The 24,831-nt window shown below is 35.3% G+C and carries 17 protein-coding genes; 5 read left to right on the top strand and 12 right to left on the bottom strand.

From position 1 onward, the window contains the following. Positions 1 to 4: 4 nt before the first annotated feature. Genes fusA through rpsL form a run of 3 tightly spaced genes read right to left on the bottom strand, consistent with a single transcriptional unit; the run spans position 5 to position 2,997 of the window. The gene (gene fusA, locus P163_RS07745) at positions 5 to 2,116 is read right to left on the bottom strand and encodes an elongation factor G (protein ID WP_034889280.1); all 2,112 of its coding nucleotides are present in this window, start codon (positions 2,114 to 2,116) and stop codon (positions 5 to 7) included. Between the two features lie 6 nt (positions 2,117 to 2,122). Next, positions 2,123 to 2,599, bottom strand: a complete 477-nt coding sequence (gene rpsG / locus P163_RS07740; protein WP_034889278.1) for a 30S ribosomal protein S7 — start codon at positions 2,597 to 2,599, stop codon at positions 2,123 to 2,125. Between the two features lie 23 nt (positions 2,600 to 2,622). After that, a complete protein-coding gene (rpsL, locus tag P163_RS07735; RefSeq protein WP_006795815.1) occupies positions 2,623 to 2,997 on the bottom strand; it encodes a 30S ribosomal protein S12 in 375 nt (124 codons plus the stop codon). A 397-nt stretch (positions 2,998 to 3,394) separates the two neighbouring features. On the opposite strand from rpsL, the gene P163_RS07730 reads away from it, so the two are divergent. The 3 genes from P163_RS07730 (at position 3,395) to rlmB (ending at position 8,977) form a co-directional block, all read left to right on the top strand. Then, positions 3,395 to 6,682: a SusC/RagA family TonB-linked outer membrane protein gene (locus tag P163_RS07730; RefSeq protein ID WP_034889275.1), complete on the top strand. Its 3,288-nt coding sequence runs from the start codon at positions 3,395 to 3,397 to the stop codon at positions 6,680 to 6,682. Positions 6,683 to 6,692: 10 nt separating this feature from the next. Beyond that, on the top strand, positions 6,693 to 8,150 hold the full coding sequence (locus P163_RS07725; protein ID WP_034889274.1) for a SusD/RagB family nutrient-binding outer membrane lipoprotein: 1,458 nt from the start codon (positions 6,693 to 6,695) through the stop codon (positions 8,148 to 8,150). An 89-nt stretch (positions 8,151 to 8,239) separates the two neighbouring features. Beyond that, positions 8,240 to 8,977, top strand: a complete 738-nt coding sequence (gene rlmB / locus P163_RS07720) for a 23S rRNA (guanosine(2251)-2'-O)-methyltransferase RlmB (protein WP_034889272.1) — start codon at positions 8,240 to 8,242, stop codon at positions 8,975 to 8,977. 1 nt (position 8,978) lies between these two features. Here the strand turns inward: rlmB and P163_RS07715 are convergent, their stop codons facing one another. Then, a complete protein-coding gene (locus tag P163_RS07715) occupies positions 8,979 to 9,704 on the bottom strand; it encodes a rhomboid family intramembrane serine protease (protein WP_034889270.1) in 726 nt (241 codons plus the stop codon). A gap of 174 nt (positions 9,705 to 9,878) precedes the next feature. On the opposite strand from P163_RS07715, the gene P163_RS07710 reads away from it, so the two are divergent. Continuing rightward, complete coding sequence (locus P163_RS07710; RefSeq protein WP_034889268.1) at positions 9,879 to 11,153, top strand: replication-associated recombination protein A; 1,275 nt, start codon at positions 9,879 to 9,881, stop codon at positions 11,151 to 11,153. Here P163_RS07710 and P163_RS17830 read toward each other — a convergent pair. From P163_RS17830 to P163_RS07670, 8 genes are all read right to left on the bottom strand, one after another. Continuing rightward, the gene (locus P163_RS17830) at positions 11,150 to 11,995 is read right to left on the bottom strand and encodes a hypothetical protein (RefSeq protein WP_051931179.1); all 846 of its coding nucleotides are present in this window, start codon (positions 11,993 to 11,995) and stop codon (positions 11,150 to 11,152) included. The genes P163_RS07710 and P163_RS17830 overlap by 4 nt on opposite strands. After that, the gene (locus P163_RS07700; RefSeq protein WP_034889266.1) at positions 11,995 to 13,398 is read right to left on the bottom strand and encodes a DUF5723 family protein; all 1,404 of its coding nucleotides are present in this window, start codon (positions 13,396 to 13,398) and stop codon (positions 11,995 to 11,997) included. The genes P163_RS17830 and P163_RS07700 overlap by 1 nt, the downstream gene beginning before the upstream one ends. Before the next feature lie 3 nt (positions 13,399 to 13,401). Further along, positions 13,402 to 13,953 carry a hypothetical protein gene (locus tag P163_RS07695; RefSeq protein ID WP_034894094.1) on the bottom strand — a complete coding sequence of 184 codons (552 nt, stop codon included), beginning with the start codon at positions 13,951 to 13,953 and terminating at the stop codon, positions 13,402 to 13,404. Between the two features lie 47 nt (positions 13,954 to 14,000). Then, positions 14,001 to 14,690 carry a YjjG family noncanonical pyrimidine nucleotidase gene (locus tag P163_RS07690; protein ID WP_034889263.1) on the bottom strand — a complete coding sequence of 230 codons (690 nt, stop codon included), beginning with the start codon at positions 14,688 to 14,690 and terminating at the stop codon, positions 14,001 to 14,003. Next, entirely contained in the window at positions 14,680 to 15,897 is a 1,218-nt protein-coding gene (locus P163_RS07685; RefSeq protein WP_231556177.1) for a polysaccharide deacetylase family protein, read from the bottom strand. The genes P163_RS07690 and P163_RS07685 overlap by 11 nt, the downstream gene beginning before the upstream one ends. 81 nt (positions 15,898 to 15,978) lie before the next feature. Continuing rightward, positions 15,979 to 16,677 carry a RadC family protein gene (gene radC, locus P163_RS07680; protein WP_034889259.1) on the bottom strand — a complete coding sequence of 233 codons (699 nt, stop codon included), beginning with the start codon at positions 16,675 to 16,677 and terminating at the stop codon, positions 15,979 to 15,981. Between the two features lie 84 nt (positions 16,678 to 16,761). After that, positions 16,762 to 18,117 (bottom strand): UDP-N-acetylmuramate--L-alanine ligase, encoded by a 1,356-nt coding sequence (locus P163_RS07675; protein ID WP_034889257.1) that lies wholly within the window; start codon positions 18,115 to 18,117, stop codon positions 16,762 to 16,764. A gap of 68 nt (positions 18,118 to 18,185) precedes the next feature. Next, the gene (locus tag P163_RS07670) at positions 18,186 to 19,067 is read right to left on the bottom strand and encodes a tetratricopeptide repeat protein (protein ID WP_034889255.1); all 882 of its coding nucleotides are present in this window, start codon (positions 19,065 to 19,067) and stop codon (positions 18,186 to 18,188) included. Positions 19,068 to 19,276: 209 nt separating this feature from the next. Between P163_RS07670 and P163_RS07665 the strand changes: the two genes are divergently transcribed. Continuing rightward, positions 19,277 to 24,817: a gliding motility-associated C-terminal domain-containing protein gene (locus P163_RS07665; RefSeq protein WP_034889253.1), complete on the top strand. Its 5,541-nt coding sequence runs from the start codon at positions 19,277 to 19,279 to the stop codon at positions 24,815 to 24,817. Positions 24,818 to 24,831 lie beyond the last annotated feature (14 nt).

Below are 24,831 nucleotides of genomic sequence, written 5' to 3'. Positions count from 1 at the left end.
AATATTATTCGTTTGATGTACCCTTAGCTGCTTTTATAACACTTTCCGAAACATTGGAAGGAGTTTCAGCATAATGAGAAAATTCCATTGTAGAGGTTGCTCTACCTGAAGATAATGTTCTTAATGTAGTAACATATCCAAACATTTCTGAAAGCGGCACTTCTGCTTTAATTACTTTAGCACCAGATCTATCTGACATATCGTTTACCTGCCCTCTTCTTCTGTTAAGGTCACCTACGATATCTCCCATGTTTTCTTCTGGAGTTACAACTTCTACTTTCATGATTGGCTCAAGAATAACAGCTCCAGCTTTTTTAGCAGCAACTTTATATCCCATTTTTGCAGCCAATTCAAAAGAAAGTTGATCAGAATCCACAGGGTGGAAAGATCCATCTTTTAAGATAACTTTCAAACTATCCATCTTAAATCCAGCTAATGGACCAGATTTCATAGCTTCTTTAAATCCTTTCTCTACTGAAGGAATAAATTCTTTAGGAATACGTCCACCTTTTACTTCGTCTACAAACTGGAGACCTGGACCTTTAAAGTCCTCATCTGCAGGAGACATTTCAAAAACGATATCACCAAATTTACCACGACCACCAGATTGCTTTTTATAAGTTTCTCTATGATCTGCACTTCTAGTAATAGTTTCCTTGTATTCAACTTGAGGTTGACCCTCATTAACTTCTACTTTGAATTCTCTTTTCAAACGATCTACAAGAATTTCAAGGTGTAATTCACCCATTCCAGAGATAATAGTTTGTCCAGAGGCTTCATCTGTCTTAACTTGGAAAGTTGGATCCTCTTCAGCTAATTTAGCTAAAGCCATACCCATCTTATCAACATCGGCTTTGGTCTTAGGCTCTACAGCAATACCAATTACCGGGTTAGGGAAAGACATAGATTCTAAAGTAATTGGGTGTTTCTCATCTGTAAGAGAATCTCCAGTTTTAATATCTTTAAAACCAACTGCAGCTCCAATATCTCCAGCTTCAATTCTATCTATAGGCTCTTGCTTATTAGCATGCATCTGATAGATACGAGAGATACGTTCTTTCTTACCTGAACGATTGTTCAATACGTAAGAACCTGCATCTAAAGCACCAGAATACACTCTAAAGAAAGCTAAACGACCTACGAAAGGATCTGTAGCAATTTTAAAAGCTAAAGCAGAGAATGGAGAATCTACATGAGGCTTACGAGACTCTTCTTCTTCTGTATCTGGATTAACACCAATAATAGCATCAATATCAACAGGAGATGGAAGGTAACGCATAACCGCATCTAACATCATTTGAACACCTTTGTTCTTAAAGGCAGAACCACACATCATTGGAATGATAGACATATCGATAGTTGCAGCTCTAAGAGCAGCAATAATCTCATCTTCAGTAATAGAACTTTCGTCTTCAAAGAATTTCTCCATTAAAGCTTCATCATATTCTGCTACTGCTTCCACCAATAAAGTTCTGTACTTGTTTACATCATCCATCAATTCAGCTGGAATATCTATGGTTTCATAGGTCATTCCAAAATCTTCTTCATTCCAAACAAGAGCTGTTTTAGATATTAAATCTACAACACCTTTAAAATCATTTTCTTCACCAATAGGAATTTGAAGAGGCACTGGGTTTCCACCTAGCATTTCTCTTACTTGATTACAAACATTAAAGAAGTCAGATCCCTGACGGTCCATTTTGTTTACAAATCCTAAACGTGGTACTCTATATTTATCTGCTTGTCTCCACACAGTTTCAGATTGTGGCTCAACACCATCAACCGCACTGAATAAAGCTACCATACCATCAAGTACACGTAAAGAACGCTCTACCTCTACGGTAAAATCTACGTGACCTGGAGTATCAATAATATTTACAGTATATTCCTGATCGCGATACATCCACTTACAGTGAGTAGCAGCAGAAGTAATTGTAATACCTCTCTCCTGCTCTTGCTCCATCCAGTCCATAGTTGCTGCACCGTCATGAACTTCCCCAATCTTGTGACTAACTCCGGTGTAGAACAATACACGTTCTGTTGTAGTGGTTTTACCTGCATCAATATGCGCAGCAATACCTATATTTCTTGTGAATTTTAAATCTCTTTGTGCCATTTTTTTTTAGAATCTAAAGTGAGAGAATGCTTTGTTAGCTTCAGCCATTTTATGAGTGTCTACACGTTTTTTAACGGCAGCACCTTCTTCTTTAGACGCCGCAATAATCTCTCCAGCCAATCTCTGAGCCATAGATTTTTCGTTACGTTTTCTCGAATAAGAGATCAACCACTTCATTGCAGTTGAAACTTTACGATCTGGTCTAATTTGCATTGGAATTTGAAATGTTGCACCACCTACACGACGGCTTCTCACCTCAACATGTGGCATTACATTAGAAAGTGCATCTTTCCAAATTTCTAGAGCGGTTTTCTCTTCATCTTGTTTTTTCTCATCTACTATTGCAATTGCATCGTAGAAAACTTTAAAGGAAACCGATTTTTTACCATCCCACATCATCATGTTAACAAAACGAGTTACTAACTGATCATTAAATTTTGGATCTGGTAAAAGAGGCCGTTTTTTTGCCTGTCTTTTTCTCATGTCTTTACATTAAAAGTTTTTAATTACTTCTTAGGGCGTTTTGCTCCGTATTTAGATCTACGCTGAGTTCTACCTGCAACACCTGCGGTATCTAAGGCACCACGAACGATGTGATATCTAACTCCTGGCAAATCTTTTACCCTTCCACCTCTAACCAATACTATCGAGTGCTCTTGTAGATTGTGTCCTTCTCCAGGGATGTATGCGTTTACCTCTTTTCCGTTAGTCAACCTTACCCTTGCAACTTTACGCATTGCAGAGTTTGGTTTCTTAGGAGTAGTGGTATAAACACGCGTACAAACACCTCTTCTTTGAGGGCACGAATCTAAAGCAGCCGATTTACTCTTCTTGGTTATTTTGGCTCTTCCTTTTCGTACTAATTGTGAAATTGTTGGCATAATTTCTTTTACACTAATTATTGTTAAAAATTACCTTCCCTACTTTTTAGGGTCTGCAAAGGTAGCAATAAAAACTAATAATTCAAATGTTAAGGTGTTTATTTTCAGCAGCCTTGTCTTATTTACATTATTCATTCCTAAAAGAAGATGCAATTATGAGATTAACAATAGCAATTCCGCAAATATATTTAACATTTAGAGAGAATCTTAATCGCCAATATGTTAAATTATTTTAGAGCTCCAACCCTATTTATTGAGATAAGCGGTTGTAGTAGAGTATAATAAAGAATATTATTAACAATATTTTAATCCTAATTTAATATTTTTAGTGCATTAGTTTGCATACTATGCCTTTTATTAGGACTTTTGGAACTGGCTAATTCAAAACAAATTAACAATGAAAACAAAATTTAGTAAAATTTTGACGCTATTACTAGCGTTTGTTGTGCAAGTAACCTTTGCGCAGCAACAACCGATAACGGGTACCGTTGTCGATGAATCCGGAGTTCCGATTCCGGGTGTGAACATTATTGTAAAAGGTACAACTAATGGTGTTCAGTCTGATTTTGACGGAAATTACTCAATCCAGGCCTCTAGAGGTGATGTATTGGTTTTCTCTTTCATCGGATTGAAAAAAGCAGAGTATCCTGTTGGAGATTCAGCAACTGTAGATGTAACTCTAGAAGCAGATTCTGCTCAACTAGATGAGGTAGTTGTTACCGCCTTGGGTATTAAAAGAGAGAAAAAGTCTCTTGGTTATGCCACACAAGAAGTTAGTGGTGATGAAGTTTCAGACAATCCAAGTCAAAACTTTGTTAACTCACTTTCTGGTAAAGTTGCAGGTCTAAACGTTAAAAGCTCTGGAACAATGGGTGGGTCTACCAACGTTGTAATTCGTGGTAGTTCTTCTTTAACTGGAGACAACCAAGCTCTTTTCGTTATTGACGGTACTCCTGTTAGTAACATAAACACCAACGACGCTACACAACGTGGTGGTGGAGGTGGTTACGATTATGGTAACGCTGCTTCAGATATCAACCCGAATGACATTGCATCTATTAACGTATTAAAAGGTGCTGCGGCAACTGCATTATACGGAGCAAGAGCAGCTAACGGTGTTGTTATTATTGAGACTAAAAAAGGTAAAAAAGGAAAAGGAATTGGAGTATCTGTACAATCTTCACTTACTGTGAGCAATGCAGATATGGAAACACTTCCTGAATATCAAAAACAATATGGTGCTGGATACGGACCATATTATGATTCTGAAGATGGATATTTCAACCTATACGATGTAGATGGTGATGGTATCTTAGATGAGTCTACTCCATTTACTGAAGATGCTTCTTTTGGTGCAGCTTTTGACCCAAATAGAAACATCTACCAGTGGAATTCTATTTATCCACAATTGGATACCTACCAGCAAGCAACTCCTTGGGTTGCAGGAGCTAATGATCCAAACTCGATCTGGCAAACTGGTTTTACTGCAATAAGCTCTGTAGCTTTAGATGGTGGAACAGACAAGAGTTCTTTTAGAATTAGTGGAACTCACTTAAATCAAGAAGGTAACTTACCTAACTCTAACATTAAGAGAAATACATTGAAATTTAGTGGATCTCACGATTTCACAGATAAATTTAGCGCTCAAACCAACATTACTTTTACTAAAACAAATGGTAAAGGTCGTTATGGTACTGGATACAGTTCTTTAAACATCATGCAACAGTTTAGACAATGGTTTCAAACCAACGTAGACTGGCAAGAACAAAGAAGAGCTTATGAAGCTACTGGAGAGAACATTACATGGAACCCAAACAGTCCAAGTGACCTATCCCCAATATATTCAGACAACCCTTACTGGACATTCTACGAAAACTATCAAACTGATACTCGTACAAGATATTTTGGAAACGTAAACCTTTCTTATGAATTCAACGATGTATTTAGCTTATTAGGTAGATTCTCTTTTGATACTTATGATGAACTTCAAGAAGAAAGAATTAACGTAGGAAGTGCAGATATCGCTAAATACGAGCGTTACAACAACAGAGCTGCAGAATATAACTATGATCTTATCCTTAACATTAACAAGGACATTACAGAAGATCTTAACTTAGATGGTAACATTGGTTTCAACTTAAGAAGAAATGATAGAAATTCTATTAGAGCATCCACAAATGGTGGTCTTAACGCTCCAGGTTTCTACGCTTTAAGCAACAGTGCAAGCCCAATGAATCCTCCATTAGAGTACGAAAACACTAGAATGCTAGATGGTATCTATGCAAGAGGTGGAGTAGGATATTTAAATACTTACTACCTAGAAGGAACTATCCGTAGAGACCGTTCTTCTACGCTTCCTATAGAGGACAATAATAACGTATTCTATTACCCTTCTGTTTCTACAAGTATTATTCTTTCTAACATTATTGATGGAGAGTGGTTAAACTTTGCGAAATTAAGAGCTAACTACGCTGAAGTTGGTAATGACACAGATCCTTACAATGTATTTAATACTTACACTGTATATGCTCCTTTTGATGGTGCAGGTGTAGCGAGTAACAACGGAAGTTTAAAGAATCCAGCTTTAAAACCTGAGCGTACTAATTCTTACGAATTTGGTTTAGAGGCAGATTTCTTCAACAGAAGAGTTGGATTTGATGTATCTTACTACAACAACCAAACTGAAGATCAAATTACTCCGGTACCAGTTTCTACTGCAACAGGATTTACTTCTAAATTGTTGAACGCAGGTACTATTGAGAACAAAGGTTTTGAAGTTTCTTTAAATCTTAACCCAATTAGAACAGAGAACTTTAACTGGAATATGACTATCAACTGGGCTAAAAACGAAAGTACTGTACTTGAGTTAACAGATGGTATTGATAACCTTCAATTAGCTTCTCCTCAAGGTGGAATTTCTATTAATGCTGTTCCTGGACAACCTTACGGTACTATTAGAGGTTCTGACTTTGTTTATGACAATGACGGAAATAAATTAATTAACGCTAGTGGTTACTACGTAAAAACTCCAAATTCAAACTACATTATCGGAGATTTCCAACCAGATTGGACTGGAGGTATTCAAAACACTTTAGCATACAAGAACCTATCTTTAGGATTCCTAATCGATATCCAAAAAGGTGGAGATATTTTCTCTCTTGATTCTTGGTATGGTAGAGCAACTGGTATCTATGCAAGTAGTGTAGGTGACAATAACTTAGGTAATCCTGTAAGAGATGCTGTAGTTAGAAATGAAGATGGAACATACGCTGCTAATTCTGGTGGAGTTCTTTTAGACGGAGTTCAAGGACAGGTTACATTTAATCCTGATGGATCTTACCAAGTAACTAATACTTCTCCAAACACTGTTAGAGCAGATGCTTCTACATATGCAAACCCTTACGGGTACGCTAGAGCTCCTAGTGCAGAGCATGTGTATGACGCTGGATTCGTAAAATTAAGAGAAGCGAACGTAACCTATACTTTTGGAGATAAGATCTTAGATTCAACTCCATTTACTAGCGGTTCTATCGCATTAATTGGACGTAACCTTTGGATCATAGACAAGAACATTCCTTACTCTGATCCTGAAGCTGGTTTAAGTTCTGGAAACGTACAAGGATATCAGTCTGGTGCTTATCCAACAATGAGAGAGATTGGTGCAAGTGTTAAACTTAACTTTTAATTAAAAAAATATGAAAAAATATATTGTTGCTGTTTCAGCGCTCGCAATGCTTTGGTCCTGTCAGAGTGATGAGAAATATGAGAATTATAACAGGGATCCTAAAAATCCAACAGAGGTAGCTTCAGACTTTTTATTCACGAATGCTACGGTAAGTCTAGAGGATTATATGGCTAGCCCAAACGTTAACGAACCTTTATTTAGATTCTTCGGGCAATATCTAACTACTACTACGTACTTAGATGAACCAAATTATGATTTTACAGCTCGTCAAAATCCAGATGCAGTATGGTCAGAATTTTACAGAGATGTGATCTTTGATCTTCAGGATGCTAAAAGAGTAGTAAGAGAAAACGGAGAACTTGAACAAGCAGAAATTGATGCACGTTTAGGTCAACTAGAAGTAGTTGAAGTTTACGCATGGCATGTTTTAGTGGATTCTTTTGGAGACATCCCTTACACTGAAGCAGTTCAAGCAGATGCTTTTCCTCAGCCTAAGTTTGATGATGATATGGCAATCTACGAAGATCTTGTTTCAAGATTAAATAGCGTAAATGCTTTACTTAATGCTGGACAAGGGTACACTAGTGCAGATGTTATCTTTAAAGGAGATATGGGTAAATGGGTAAAATTTGCCAATTCCCTTAAACTTAGATTAGGAATGAGACTTGCAGATGTAAACCCAAGTCTTTCTCAATCTACTGTAGAATCTGCAGTTGCTGATGGAGTTTTAACATCTAACGATGATAACGTAACTTTAGAGTATCAGTCTAACGATCCAAACACAAACCCACTTTGGGAAGATTTTGTACAGAGTGGTCGTTCAGATTTCTTAGCTTCAGAAACTATTGTAGATTACATGAACGCTCTTGAAGATCCAAGAAGAGAAGTTTTCTTTGATGAGAACATCGCTAGTGGATATGTTGGTGGTGATTATGGTGGAAGTAACAACTTTGGGTCTTTTACCCATATTGGAGATCCATTCTTAGATCCTACTAGAGAGGGAATATTAATAGACTACGCAGAGGTTGAATTCAACCTTTCTAAAGCTGCAGATCTTGGATACAACGTTGGTGGAGATGCAGAATCTCATTACAACGCTGCTATCACTGCATCTTTAGAGTACTGGGGAATTTCAAGCGATGCTATAGACGCTTATCTTGGACAATCTTCTGTAGCTTATGATGGTTCTGTTGAACAATATGCAACTCAATACTGGATTGCAATGTTTGACAACCCATTCCAAGGATGGTCTGTTTGGAGATTATATGATGCACCTGCATTGAATTTACCAACAGATAGCGGAACATTTGTTCCTCTTAGATATACATATCCTGTAGATGAGCAGAACTTGAACAATGCTAATTACATTGATGCTGCTACAGCTATTGGTGGTGATGATGCACAAACTCCAGTTTTCTGGGATGTATCTAGCCCAGACCAATCAACTTATGATGGTGGTACTGAGTAATTAGAATACTTAATATTAGTAATTAAAAGCTGCCCAATTGGGCAGCTTTTTTTATTTAGAAGATTTAAGAAAAACCTATCTTTGCCCTTATGGAAGATACTACTACAATTTTTGGAATAAGAACAGTTATTGAAGCAATACAAAGTGAAAAGAATATAGACAAGATCTATATTCAAAAAGGACTTAATAATTCATTGTTTCAAGAGCTTCTAACGTTATTGAACAAAAAAGGCTTCAACATTTCTTATGTTCCTGTAGAGAAACTTCAAAAACTTACTCAAGGAAACCATCAAGGTGTTGTTGCAAAGATCTCTCCTATCGAGTTTCCAGAAATGGAAGATGTTGTGCAAAAGGTATTAGAAGATACTGATACTACTCCTCTATTTCTATTGTTAGACCAAATTACAGATGCTAGAAATTTTGGAGCAATTATAAGAACTGCAGAATGTACAGGTGTCCATGCCATTATTGTTCAAAATAAAGGTGGAGCTCCAGTAAATGCAGATACTGTGAAGACCTCTGCCGGCGCAGTATTCAACATTCCTATTTGTAAAGTGAATCATATTAAAGACGCCATATATTACTTACAGGGATCTGGTGTAAATGTGGTAGCAGCAACAGAAAAAAGTGATACAACGTTATATGACACTAATTTAAATCAGCCTACCGCGCTAGTAATGGGAAGTGAAGGAAGAGGTATCAATCCTTCAGTTTTAAAGATAGTGAACGATAGAGCAAAACTACCTATGTTCGGTACAATTGGATCTCTAAATGTATCTGTAGCATGTGGAGCTTTCTTATATGAAATTGTAAGGCAACGTCTCTAATTTATTCTTCTTCAGATTTTTTAAAAATATAGTGATATTCGGGTTCTTGGTATTCAGGTTCTTCTTTGCGTTCCACAAAATTCCCATCAGCATCAAAATGCTGCATGAATAAGTCATTTTCCTCGCTGTAATCTGGCTGCTCCCATTCATATTTTGGAGGTTCAACTATTTCCTTTTTATAAATAAAAGAGAAAACAAGACCTACTACAAATCCAGATAAATGCCCTTCCCAGGATATACTAGGATCTACTGGCATTACAAACCACATCATTCCCCCATAAGAAAAAACTACGATAAATGATAAGGCCATCAGCCTATAGAATTTAGAGAATATACCCTTAAAAAATAGAAAGGAAGCTAACAAGTAGATCAATCCACTGGCACCAATATGATTTGCCGGCCTACCAATTAACCAAGTGAGAATACCGGTAAGCAATATTCCATAGATCAAGATCTTCCAACTAAGCTCTCGATAAAAATAAAATAGCGCCAAACTTAATATAAGTAGCGGTATAGAATTATTAAAGAGGTGTTTTATATCTGCATGAATAAATGGCGATAACAACACCCCTCTTAAACCTACAATTTCTCGAGGTCTTATCCCTAAATAATTAAAATCTAAACCAAATCTTATTTCCACCCAAAACACCGTCCAAATAAGAAGTACAAAAAGTAAAGGATACCCTATTACTCTAGTGGAAAATTTAAATGGATTACGATCTTTCAATGATTACGTGATTTGATATTTAAAATTAAGAATTAAAAACCATCTTGAATGGTTTCTCTTCTCGCTATCTTTTTAAATCAAATCTCATGCTTAAATTACTTTTTTGACAAAATGTCTATCCCCGTTTAACAATATAGATAATCTAGGTTTGAGTCTAATTAGTACCTTTGCATTATGAATGAACCCTTAGCAGAGAGATTAAGACCAAAGAAATTAGCAGATTACTTAAGCCAGCAGCACCTAGTAGGAGAAAAAGGCGCCTTAAGTCAGCAAATTAAACAGGGAATGATTCCTTCTTTAATTTTATGGGGACCTCCAGGAGTTGGAAAAACTACCCTGGCTAATATAATAGCTCAGGAGAGCAAAAGACCTTTTTATACTCTTAGCGCTATAAATAGCGGGGTTAAGGATATAAGAGAAGTTATTGAAAGGGCTAAAAAAGGGGAAGGACTATTTACAACTAAGAATCCTATCTTGTTTATAGATGAGATTCATAGGTTTAGTAAATCTCAACAAGATTCGTTATTAGCTGCAGTAGAAAAAGGATGGGTAACTTTAATAGGCGCCACTACAGAAAATCCAAGTTTCGAGGTGATCTCTGCACTACTTTCTAGGTGCCAGATCTATGTTTTACAACCATTTGGGAAAGAAGAACTTATTGCACTATTAGAGCGGGCAATGAGAGAAGATCCTATTATCAATAAAAAGAATGTTAAGCTAACAGAAACCGAAGCTCTCTTAAGATTAAGCGGTGGCGATGCCAGAAAACTTCTCAACATATTTGAACTTCTTGTAAGCACGGGAGAATCCCCGGTAGAAATTACCAATGACATGGTGATGAACAAAGTACAACAGAATACCGTTCTCTACGATAAGACTGGGGAGCAACATTATGACATCATTTCAGCTTTTATAAAATCTATAAGGGGCAGTGATCCCAATGCGGCTGTATATTGGTTAGCACGTATGATTGAAGGCGGTGAAGATGTTAAATTCATAGCACGTAGATTGCTGATACTTGCTAGTGAAGATATTGGAAATGCCAATCCCACGGCGCTTATCATGGCAAATAATACATTTCAGGCGGTAACCACTATTGGATTTCCTGAATCCCGAATTATTCTAAGTCAGTGTGTAATCTATCTCGCTACTTCAGCTAAAAGCAATGCTTCCTATATGGCTATTAATAAAGCGCAAAGTTTGGTAAAACAAACCGGAAATCTTCCTGTTCCTTTATCTATTAGAAATGCACCTACCAAACTTATGAAAGACCTTGGCTACGGTGATAACTATCAATATGCTCATAATTATGAAAACAACTTTGCAGCCGCAGAATTTCTACCAGATCAGGTAAAAGATACCACCTTTTACGAACCAGGAAATAATCAGCGAGAAAATGCTCAACGCGATTTTTTAAAAAAACGTTGGAAGGGCAAATATGGATATTAGTTCTTTAATTTGTAGACAAGCGTATTAATAGAATTTGTAGCTCTGTCTAGTATTTCGATCAGAAGATCTCCATCTTTGTTAAAATAAGCCATACCCTGATTAGTGACTGAAGAGTAAATAAAACTATTTTCTTTATTTGAAGCTATAAGCGCAGCAAAAGGTTCAGTCATTCCATTCTGAAAAAATTTATAACCATTGTCAGATCTTTTTAGAATAAAGGTATTCCCCTTCATTTCGAAAGATAAATTACCAGAGATCTTGGCATCTACCCTATCTTCTGAAGGCTGTTTCATAGATTTATTACCTGTTATACGCTCGTCCTTCCTATTAATTGCAGCTGGAACTGCCACTACCTCAACAACAGCAATATCTTCTTTTTTACTTGTACTATCTGTTGATTTTAGAGCCTCAGAATTATTGTAGCTATAGTTTAACGCTGCTACAGATTGAAATGCATCTCTTAGAGCTTCGTGATAAGCTACTTTGTATTCTTTAGTTCTACTGGTACCTTCCTTAGAAATAAAGATCTCTTTATTATTACAATCTTTTAATCCGACGTAGAATTTAGTTGAAAAAATTCCAGACTCATTCTTTACAAATGCAGTAAGCGCTTTACATCTATTTCCTGCTAATTCTAAAGGTAGTTGTTCTCCTTCTAAAAAGGCGGTAAACCCATATTTTTCAAAAAGAAACTTAGTGAGAGAATTCAATTGATATTGATCTGCTTCTCTTAAAAATTCAAATTCGTTTGGTACGATTACATACTTGTATGCATTGACTTGAGCAAAACTTGAAAGTGTACCTAGTACTATAAATATTACGGTATAAATTATGTTTTTCATTATTTAATAAATATAAATTGAAGTCCCATTTGTAGCGCCTGATGTTGTGATCTGGCTAAATTGATATATCCAAAAAGATTATCTGCCGCAAGATAGAGATTAAAATTATTAATTTTCTTTGAAACCATTAATCCTACGTTTGCATAAGAAAAATCGTCTAGCGTATATGTTATTTTCATTCTTAGATCTGGAGTGAATTTCCTATCATAGAACATCGTAAAAGCATATTTTAGACCTCTTGGCCTCTTTACACCAAATAGTTGTATCCCAAATATGTTCTCAAATCTTCTTTTTAATGGTCTTAGATAGTTGCATGGGCCAACGGTCTCTCCAAAACCATATTGCAAACTTGTATTTATCTTTAATGGTCTCCAAGTAATGTAGGACTCCTGAATAGTTTCATCTTTCAAATTTGCGTCTACTTCATCTTCAAAAATATCCCAATAAGGAATTGCTTTTCCTCCGGGAGCCACTTCTGGAAAAAGTGGTTCTATACCACTGGTTTCATAAGTTCCGTAGTAAAGATAATTTTCAACATCTTCTCTTTGATACATCAAACCAAAATCCTGTATAGCTCCTGTTACCACAAAATTTTGATCTATTTTATAGGTAGCGCCTAGATCTATACCCGCACCTACATTACCTCCAAAAAAAGATCGCTTTAATAATTCTTTGGAGGCTTCTTGTACAGTTTTACTATCATCTTTAAGAGAAGCATACCCAGAGGTATTTACTCTTATATCTATACCGGATGCGAAATGTCTATAATAATTTAAACCCTCTGGAGTTTCGCGCGTTGTAAAAGTTCCTGAATTGTCTGTACTTTCCACATTAAAAATTCCAGAATATAACTTTAGCCTTGCCCCTAGCGTAAGTTTATTATCCATTCTTTTGTTCCAACCCAAATGATAAACGGTGAGCACTTCTCCTGTAAAACTCACATCCTCAAATTTAAAAGGAACATTGAGATAATCATTATTCCCTTCATTAATTAAGACCATAGGATCCTTAGGAAAATATGCAAACAGATCTGTTTCTTGATACACCCCTGCCGAGAGATAATTATCTTTATTAATTCTCCAGCCTAGTGACAAGATCTCAATTTGCTCATTCACCATAAAGTAGTCTTGATTGGTAAGGCGCTGTATTGTATTAGTAATTCTTGAATTTATCCCATTGCTCGAAGTTTTAAAGATATCGTGCATATCTACGCCAGAAGAACCCACAGCAAAACTAATTTGAGAAAGAAAGGGAATACCTATATGTCCATCAAAATTAATATTGGCTCCAGGATTGGACATTAGGGTTTGTGGTAGCGCACTAACATTATACAACAACTGCTTGTTCTGAGCCGTGAGCACAGAAAAACACAGAAATAATATAATGCTTATGACTATTCTCATAACTTAAAAAACAAAATAAAATAAGCCTTTAGATTGAAATTTAAGCTCCCCCACAAAAGGTTCTGTATTAGGAACTACAGCAACCTCAACTACCATTTTAATAGATCTCTTAATCATATCAATTTCAGCTGTATCTACAAAATCTATTATTTCTGTAATTTCTGGAGAGGTTGAAGAACCTCCCTTCACTGTAAGATCTATTTTTCTCTGTGTTCTGTCATTTTCTGAAAGTAGATAGATAGTAGTATTAAAATCTTGAGGGAAGGCGTTACTATATTTAAAGCTAAATTCCACTTTATCCAGATCATCTTGAATGTAACTATCATCTAGAAATTCAAGCCTTACAGTATCTTTAATAACTGTTCTTAAAGCAGTAGTTTCAGGATCTATAAAATCTACTTCATCTACATCAAATATCAATAGATCTACTTGCATTTTTGGCTGAAGAGATATTTCATCGGTTTGATCGAGATCTACATCTTTAACACACGAAATAGCACCAATAATAATCAAGGAAAATAGCAGGACCTTATATAAAAGTTTCTGGAGGTACATTCGGTTTAAGATTTGGGTAATAAAACGAATATAGGAATTCTTTATTGCTATAGATACTCGTATATCTCTTTTAACTTTTGAATTTGAAGACATTCTAAAACTTCGCGCTTTTGATAATAGTCAAAGTATAGAAATTTCATTCCTGCATTCTTAGCACCTAAGATATCAGCTTCAAAATTATCTCCAATCATAATACTATTTTCCGGGTATGCCGATGCTTTTTCTAAAGCTAAATTAAAGATCTTAGTATTCGGTTTTTTAACCCCGGCCTCTTCCGAAGTAGTTATTGTGGTAAAGAATTTAGATATTTTAGAATTATTTAATTTATCATTCTGTACCTCTTCAAAACCATTGGTAATAATATGTAACTTATAATTGGGATTCAAATACTCTAAAATCTCCATGGTATCTTCTAGCAAATGATTATTCTGTGGTAAGTATTCTAAATATTTTGTGGCAAGACTATCAACAGTTTCTAGAGGTATATTCATTTTTAGTTGCTCAAAACTATCCTTTAACCTGCCAGACCTTAGAGATTCTTTAGAGATCTGGTCTTTACGATACAATTCCCAATAATTGCTATTTATAGGAATATAGACATCTAAGAATTCAGATAAATCGATATCTATACGTTCTTGTTTCAGGATCATCTCAAATGTTAAGGCAGAATTTTTATCAAAATCCCATAGAGTATGGTCTAAATCAAAATAAACATGTTGAATATTATCAAATTTCATGGATACGTTCTAATAGTGAATAATGTAAATTCTTATCTGAATATTCTGAAAAATCTCGATTTTTAAAAACGGAGATAAATGGAGCTCCTACCGCTTTAAGTTGTTCTGCCATATCATCTATAATAATTTCTAACTCTGCCTGATTTTTAGATTGACATATTTGTGAGTGAAAAATGTAAGGATGCACTGTTAGCGGGGTTGTTACCTCCATATTAATATCAAAAAATAAGTACGGCGTAGTAGTTCCTGCTCTAAATCCCGGAGTTTGTGGATAGCCCATAGAATAGTCATTAGTGATCTCTAGTTCGTTTAGATAGCTGTAATGCTCCGGAAGCATTAAATTATATTTACTATTTAGCACATTTTGTAAAGGCCCATGAATTATATTTTCAAAACGTTTCTTTTCAGATTTAAGAGCTTTTAATTCTTTTACAGCAAAATATCCAAGCCTTAATCCAACTTTTGAATAGTCTGCCATATATTTTATAATAGATTTATAATTAAGTCTATTATGATTAATATTTCTGTCATACACATTGTAATCGCTTAATTGAAACATAAATACCATCTTAGCCTTATGTCTCTTTATAAAACTAATTAGGTCTTCAAAAACATTATAAGGATCTTTTTTTAACCTTAATAATACCTTGATCCTATCTGAAACCCTTGTAAATTTAAGTCGGCTTATATCTTTTATAGTTCCAGTTAAGGTTCTTAGAAAACCTTTGTTCTTAAAATTAAAAACATGACTTACAGAAATGATTGTTGTAGCCACATAGTCCCTTTTTCTTATCTCTATGTCTGGAAATCTGAGTTCTAAAAGATCTTTAAACTTATAAGCCCAAATATCTACTACCGGACTTTTTATAAAAGATTTTTTATAAGCTAAACTTTCTGATGCCGGAAATCTCCCCGATTCATCTTTTACATGAGGAAGATATTCTTCATACCTGGAGAGCAGGTAAAAAGACGAAGCGAAAATATCGAAAGGTAGATCGCTATTATCTGAAACAGCAAAGAAGCACTTTGTCTGCTCCCATTTCTGAACCTTTACCTCTACATCGCTTAAACCCTGTTCTAATAGAAGTTCTGTACTTTGAATAAATAGCTCATTTCCTAGCCTTTTCTTCCCATAAGAGAACTTCATGCCTTGATGCGCAATAAATTCTTCTATTTTGGTAGTGAATTTAATGTCCAAACCTAGCACGTGAGTACATATATGCTTGAAAATATAAATTATTCTGGGTGTTATTTTTTGAGTATAAATTAAGAGCATTGCATATTTAGCTTAGAGCATTCCTTCATCTGCAAAGCTAAAGTAACTTTTCTCAGTAACAATAACATGATCTAGAATCTTAATATCAAGACTTTCAGCTGCAGTTTTTAGTTTTGATGTTAGCTGCTTGTCTGCCTCACTGGGATTTAAGTTTCCGGAAGGATGGTTATGCGCTAGAATTAGAGAAACTGCACCTAATTCCAATGCTTTTCTAAGAGTAATTCTAACATCTACTAAGGTTCCGGTAATACCTCCTTTACTAATTTGAAACTGCTCTATCACCTTATTTGAATTATTTAGATATAAGATCCAAAATTCTTCATGTTGTAATTCCCCAATAACTGGTTGAAGAATCTCGAAAACCGAATTGCTGCTTGAGATCTTTACAAGCTCTAATGCTTCTTCATACCTCCTTCTACGAGAAAGCTCCATTGCAGCAATAATAGTGATAGCTTTAGCATCACCAATACCTCTAAATTGTGTGAGTTGTTGCACAGATAATTTCCCTAAATAATTCAGGCTATTATTACAATGAGATAAGATCTTCTTACTTAGCTCTACCGCGCTGTCTTTAGAATTACCAGAACCAATTAAAATAGCGATCAGTTCTGCATCACTCAAACTCGTTTTGCCTTTTTGTAGTAATTTCTCTCGCGGGCGATCATCTAGCGCCCAATTTTTAATACTAAAAGAAGAATGTTCTTTGCTCATTTTATCTCTTTTATTAAAGATAAAAAAACAAAGAACATTTTAATATATAAACAATTGAATTTCAGCACTGTAATTTAACCCATGCTATTTTGCCCAATTCTTAATATCATCAAAGTTAAGTCCGCCGTAATTCCCGCTGCTCATAAGTAAAACTGCTTTATTTTTATAATCTAGCGTCTCCAAATAATTTTGAAATTCTATAGCATTGGTATAAACAATAAGATCCTCCCTACCAAAAGCAGTTATGATCTGTTCCTTAGAAATAGGATTAAGCTTTTTAATCTCTAGTGCCTCCGGAGAATAAAATACCACCGCTTTATTGGCCGGATTTAGACTGTCTTTATATTGTTTTAAAAATTCTGGAGTAAGGCTGCTATAAGTATGTAATTCTAAACAAGCTATAACTTCTTTATCTACAAACTGACCCTTGACAGCTTTTGTGGTAGCAGAAACCTTGGATGGGCTATGTGCAAAATCTTTAAAAACTACTGTTCTATCTAAAGCTACAATTTGCTCTAATCTCTTTGATGCCCCTTTAAATGTACTTATTGCTTCATAGAAATCATCTTCATCTATACCCATATGTTGGCAGATCCATTTCGCACCGGCAAGATTATTTAGATTATGAGCACCAAAAATCTCTATTGGCAATTCTCCTTCAGGAGTATCTAAGATAGTTATACCATTTTCAACCCTATATTCTGGAGTAACATATGCATGCTTTCTAATTTGATTATCAGAATTGCTTACAACCTCTTTCAAATCTTTATCTTCTTCATTGAAAACTATAACTCCGCCACTAATAATAGAATCTACAAATATTTTAAATTGTTCTAGATAATTATCATATGTTGGAAACACGTTAATATGATCCCAAGCAATTCCGCTTAGCAGTGCAATATTCGGTTTATATAAATGAAATTTTGGTCTTCTATCTATAGGAGAAGAAAGATATTCGTCTCCTTCTAATACTATAAAGTCATTATCCTCGGTGAGGTTCACCATCGTATCAAAACCTTCTAGCTGAGCTCCCACCATATAATCTACTTCCTTATCATGATAATGCATTACATGTAAGACCATGGAGGTTATGGTAGTTTTCCCATGAGAACCACCAATAACAACTCGTGTTTTATTTTTTGATTGCTCGTATAAGAATTCAGGATAAGAGTAAATAGGTATATTTAACTCTTTGGCTTTTAGCAGTTCAGGATTATTCTCTTTAGCATGCATCCCTAAAATGACTGCATCTAAATTAGTGGTTATCTTTTCCGGGAACCATCCAAATTCGGGAGGCAACAATCCAAATTTATCTAATCGAGATTTAGAAGGCTCAAAAATAGCATCGTCACTTCCAGTAACCTTGTAGCCTTTATGATGTAATGCAAGCGCTAGATTGTGCATAGCGCTCCCACCTATAGCAATAAAATGTAAGTTCATAAACTGAAATTTTCGCAAATATACTTATTTCATTAACAAACCTCTATGCCAGAATTATAGTAAATACGTTATAGATTCTGTATTCTTTTTCTTTCTTGATGTCCCTCTTTGAACTGACTATTAATGGATAAAGCTTTATTTATTGCTAGGTAAGCTTCTTGTTTGTTCTTTTGATCTGCCTGAATTTGAGCTTTTCTGAGAAAAGCCCATTCGAGAGAATAAATATCTTTGTAATTATATTTTTGAATATATATATCCAATAATTTTAGACCGAAAGATGACTGTAGATCCATCTCCGCAGCGATCTTTCCTAGTTCATAATTTAAGGAATTCCTCCTTTTGCCCTCCGGTAACTGATTGTATAAAACAAACGCTTTATTGTAGTAAACTTTCGCCTCGGCAATATCACTATCTTCTTTAAGAATAAACGCTTTAGCCAAATAAGAATCTACTTTACTTAAATAAAACAGTTCTTGAGATAAGGTAACAGCGCGCTCATGATCACCCCCTAAAAACCCAGGGAGCTTAATATAAAGCTCTATTAAAGCCCTTCTCGCCTCTATATGAGTAGGCTGAAGTTCTAAAGTTCTTTCCAAATAAGTTTTAATATCAGAAATATAGACTACGGCTTGCACTTTAGATACTGAAAGAGCTTTCATTCCTAAAGCACCTCCATATTTAAAATTATACTCTGCATTATTCGTTTCCAAGACAAGAAGTTTTTTATAGCAATCTATGGCTTCATCCCATTTTTTTTGGTAACTATAAATATCCCCCAGAATATTGATGGAAGAAATATCATTAGGATTATGTTTAATATTTCCCTCCAACAATTCTACAGCTTTACCTACTTCACCGTTATGAATATTTGAGCTAATTTCTTTAGAAATATTTTGAGAATAGCAACTTTGAGTAACTATGATACCTAATAATATTAAGATTGTTTTCATATATCGAATATAACGGAAATTACACTAGAAAATCTTACGCCAAAACTAATGACAATTAGCAGGTTAACAAAACATTAACGTATTTTAAAGCTGTTGTTAAAATTATACTTAAATGAGCCTTTATTGTTGAAATTTATTGCAATATTTGTGACGGTTTTAATACCCGTAATTATTAACGATCATTTAATGTCAAATTTAACACCTAGCCTATGCAAAATTTTACTTTAGGAAAGAAGGGGATTTCTATGCTCTTTTTTGCCTTTATTTTATTAATTGGAAGTTCGCCCTCATTTGGGCAAACGTGCCCTGAACCAGGAGATTTTCCTGCTTCTCAAACATTCTGCTATCTGCAAACGATAGATGATCTTGATACCGACGGTTTTCCGGTTTTCCAAACATCGGATACAGAAGGTGATACTCAAGCTATTCCTGGAGATGAATTATTAACAAATGGAGCAATTTATTTTGTTAACAATTCAACTGGAGATTGTAGATCTCCTTTATCTGTTACGGTAACAAATGCGCCGCGACCTTCAAATAGAATAACCAACAGCATTGTAAGTGGATTTGAGTTTACCACGTGTACTCCAGCTAGCTTTAATTCTGATAATTTAGCAAATTTATTCGTTCCACAAACCAACTACCGTATTGAAGTTTATGGCTCCGAAGAATCAACTACTCCATTAATTGGTGCAACACTAAATGCTGGATCTAGTTATTTTGTTGGTCAAGTGCCAACAAATACCGCAGCAGCTGGTTCCTGTCCTTCGTTTAGAGTAGCAGTTGGTTTTAATCCTAATCAAATTGTAGCTCCAAATGTAGAAACAACACAGACATTTTGTGAAAATGCAACTGTTGCAGATCTTATTGCTCAAGGAACTTACAATAACACTCAAGCAATAAGATGGTACAGATCTCAAACTGCAAATTCTCCATTAGCTTCTAACACTCAACTTATCAATGGGCAAACATATTTCGCTGCCCAAGTAGTAAACGCTAGAGGTAGTATCACACCTCCTTGTGAAACTTCTGCTGGTGATAGAGCTCCAGTTTTCGTAGAATTAACCGATCCTATTGTAATTAATACTCCAGCTCCAGGAATTGTTTGTGAAACTGATGTAGATGCTATGTTTCCTAGTGAAGATGCTATTCGTAATTTTTACTTAGGTTTATTAGAATCTGGAGTTCCAAGAAATGGTACTTTTAGTCCAGATGCGGGTCAAATAGCTCAAATTTATCAAAACGATGCAGATGGTCTTGGTGACTTTACTACTACTTATACGGTAGGTGAAGGAAGCTGTGAGACTTCTGTAAATCTGACTATTAGTGTAGTCCCTGTTCAGGATGCAAATGCAGGCACCATTGAAGATATAATTGTTGATTGTGGAAATACAAATCTTGTAATTCTTAACAACGATATTTTAAGTTCCAATGCTACTGTTGATGGAAAATTCACTGGAACAGGAATTAACGCAGATGGTAATTTTGATCCTTCTATAGGACCTGGAACATATACAATTACTTATTCGGTAGGTGATGGTTCTCTTTGTACTACACCTGGAACCTCAGATTCTACTACTTTCACTATAACTGTAGGAAGTAATTCTGTAGATTTCGGAACTCCTACAACTGGTATTGTTTGCGAATCTGATGTAGATGCGCTATTTCCAAGCTTTGATGAAATAAGAAAATATTATTTAAACCTTTTAGCGCCTGGAACTCCTAGAAATGGAACATTCGATCCTACCCCTAGAGAATTATCTGAAATGTATCAGAATAATATTGATAAAGTTGGTGACTACCTTACTACTTACACTTTAGGTACAGGTGATTGCCAATCTTCAGTAATTCTTACTGTATCTGTTGTACCAGTTCAAGATGCAAATGCAGGATCTATAGCGAATATTACATTGCCATGTGAATCCACAGAAATAGTTATACTTGACAATTCATTATTAAGTCAGGGTGCAACTCCTAATGGTACATTTACTGGTATTGGTGTTAATAATGATGGTAATTTTGATCCAGCTATAGGAGCAGGAACATATACAATAACCTATTCAGTTGGTGATGGACAGGCATGCACTACTCCTGGAACTTCAGATTCTACTACTTTCACCATAACTGTACAAGGAACAGATCTAGGAGCTCCAATAGCTTTAGAAGAATGTATTACTGAAGTTGCAGGTTTCTTAACAAACCCTGCTGCTGCAATAGCTTTATATAATGACGCATTAGCTGAAAGAGGTATTACAGATTTAAGTGGAACTTTTACTCCTAGCTTACAAGAAGTGGGAGGTCAAATTTTGAATTATTTAGCTAACGAAAACCGAGCTCCTTCGGCAACTTTCGTAACAACTTACAATGTTACTAATAGCTGTGGAGTAAGTTCATTACCAATAAGCTTAACAATCACCGATACAACTCCAGCAAATGCAGGAAATATTGAAGATGTGATAGCATGTACTTCTCAATCAAGTTTGAACTTGAATAGTATTCTAAATTCTGGTAATCCCCCAGGAGGAACATTTACTATAAACGGCGCACCAATTACGAACGGAGTTTTAGATATATCTAGCACTGGAACTTTCACCATAATTTATACTGTAAGCGAAAATGACATTGAATCTTGCCTTGAAGGTGAAGATACAGAAGAATTTACAGTAACTGTATCCGAGGGTACAACTTTACCTTCTCCAGAACCATCTATCGTATGCGAAAGTAATGTTGATGCACTTTTCCCTAGCTTTGATGAGATTAGAAAATACTATCTTAATCTATTACCTCAGGGTACGCCTAGAAACGGAACTTTTAATCCTACACCTAGAGAAATATCTCAAATGTATCAAAATGATGCTGATGGATTAGGAGATTTCACTACGACCTATACATACGGTAACGGATCTTGCAACAATATTTCTTTAACTGTTACTGTTGTTCCAAGTGTAGTTGCTAACGTAGGTGACATCGCTAATGAAATTGTATGTACTAATCAAGAAGGCTTCAATTTATTTAACCTTTTAACTAGTGCAAATACTATTGGAGGTACTTTCTCTAATTCAAATGGAACTATTACTAATGGCATTTTAGACATCTCTAATGCTGGTGTCTTCGATATAACTTATACTGTCACAGCTAGCGATTTAACTACATGCTTAAGCGGAACAAGTTCTACAAATTTTTCTATAACCGTAAATGAACTCATTGAAGCAAATGCTGGAGAAAATATCGTAGTTAATTATTGTGAAGACCAGAATGAGAATATTGATTTAAGAACCTTACTTTCTATTCAAAATTCAACAAGAGGAACTTTTAGTGCTCCTTTTGAAGATGGACTCTTTAACCCTTCTACAGTAGGTGTTGGTGAATTTACTATTACGTATTCTATTAATGGAGCTGCAGATTGTGCTATCGGTTCTGATGAAGCAACTATAACTATTAATGTTAACGAAGTTCAAAATGCTAATGCAGGAACAATTGATGATGCAACTGCATGTACTGCTCAAGGAACATTAGATCTTTCAAGTTTACTTACCTCTGCTAATATTGCTGGTGGAACATTTACAAGTGATAATGGATCGATTAATAATGGACTTTTAGATGTTACTACAGCTGGAGTTTTCAATATTACGTATACTGTATCGGAAAATGATCCAACCACATGTTTGATTGGAACAGATTCTACTCAATTTACTATAACAGTAAACCAAGTTGTTGAAGCTAATGCTGGAGAAAATATCGCAATTAATTATTGTGAAGACCAGAATGAGAATATTGATTTAAGAACCTTACTTTCTATTCAAAATTCAACAAGAGGGACTTTTAGTGCTCCTTTTGAAGATGGACTCTTTAACCCTTCTACAGTAGGTGTTGGTGAATTTACTATTACGTATTCTATTAATGGAGCTGCAGATTGTGCTATCGGTTCTGATGAAGCAACTATAACTATTAATGTTAACGAAGTTCAAAATGCTAATGCAGGAACAATTGATGATGCAACTGCATGTACCGCTCAAGGAACATTAGATCTTTCAAGTTTACTTACCTCTGCTAATATTGCTGGTGGAACATTTACAAGTGATAATGGATCGATTAATAATGGACTTTTAGATGTAACTACAGCTGGTATCATAAATATTACTTACACTGTATCGGAAAATGATCCAACCACATGTTTGATTGGAACAGATTCTACTCAATTTATAATCAATGTCACAGAAGGTAATGCAAATGCTGGCGCTGATAACAGCGTAGAAGTTTGCCAAGCTGAAGTAGATAATTTTAATACAACTCAAGTTAGAAGATTCTATTTAGGGTTGTTAGAAGAAGGGGTTGATAGAAATGGTACATTCAATCCAACTATCAGCGAAATCATTGCTCAATATCAGTCTAACAAAATTGCATCATTTACTACAACATACACTGTTGGTAATGGAGCTTGTACTGATTCTGCTGATCTTACTATTACGGTTAAAGAATCTCTAACGGCTAATGCAGGTGAAGATGTAACCTTGAACTTCTGTTCTACAGAAAGCAGCTTTGCACTTGTTGATTATCTAAATGACGACGCACTAACAGTTGGTGTTTTCGAAGGATTTGAAGATGGTATATTTAATCCGGCGGACAATGTAGGTACTACTACTTTTACATATGTTGTCGATTATTCAAATGATAATAATGAGTGTACTACTGGAACAGAAACTGCAACTTTTACAATTACAGTTACGGAGCCACAAACTGCAGACGCTGGCGATGATATAGCAGCCAGCTATTGTGTAGACCAAACTGAAGATGTTGATTTAAGAAGTTTACTTCCTGAAGCTAACAGAAACAGAGGTTCTTTTAGTGCACCTTACCAAGATGGTATATTTAATCCATCTGCTGCAGGTGAAGGAGTTGTTACTCTTACATACTCTCTTAACGGAGCTGAGGATTGTGCAATAGGAACAGATGAAGCTACTATTACAATTACTGTAAATGGAATTTCTGATGCACCTGTTGCAGATGCAGATCAAACATTCTGTTTTATTAACAACCCAACAGTTGCAGATCTTTCTGCTACCGGATCTAACATAGTATGGTATGAAGATGCTACACTTACAATTGTCGCAGAAAGTACTGATCCATTAGTTACTGGAGAAGACTACTACGCAGTTGCAACTGCAGATGAAAACTCTTGTGGATCTATAGCAGTAATGGTTAATGTAACAATTAATGATTCTGATGCTCCTACTCTTCAATTAGAAGGAAATGAGTTCTGCAGACAAGATAATCCAACGGTTCAGGATCTTGTGGAGAATGTAAATGGTACCAATGTATCTATTTACAGTTCTGAAGATGGAGGAACTGCTCTTGCAGCCTCTACTACTTTACAAAATGGAATTACGTACTATGCAACTTCAACAGATAGCGATTTTGGATGTGAAAGCACTGAAAGACTTGCAATTGTTGTTAAAGTTGGTTTCTGTGGAATTCCTGAAGGATTCTCTCCAAACGGAGATCAGATCAATGATAAGTTTGTAATACCAGATATCGCTACAGATTATCCAAACTATACTATCGAGATATTTAACAGATGGGGTCAAGTAGTTTTTGAAGGAAACGCTTCTACAGGAGACTGGGATGGTATTTCTAACAGAAAAACAACTCTAGGAAACGATGTATTACCTGCGGGAGTTTACTTCTATATCCTGAAATACAATGATGGAGTTACATCTCCAGTGCAAGGAAAATTATACTTAAGTAGATAACTAAAGGATAAACA

This window comes from Gillisia sp. Hel_I_29 (assembly GCF_000744275.1).
GTDB lineage: Bacteria > Bacteroidota > Bacteroidia > Flavobacteriales > Flavobacteriaceae > Gillisia.
The sequence above is the reverse complement of the archived record's forward strand: the minus strand, read 5'-3'. Positions and strand labels throughout refer to the sequence as shown.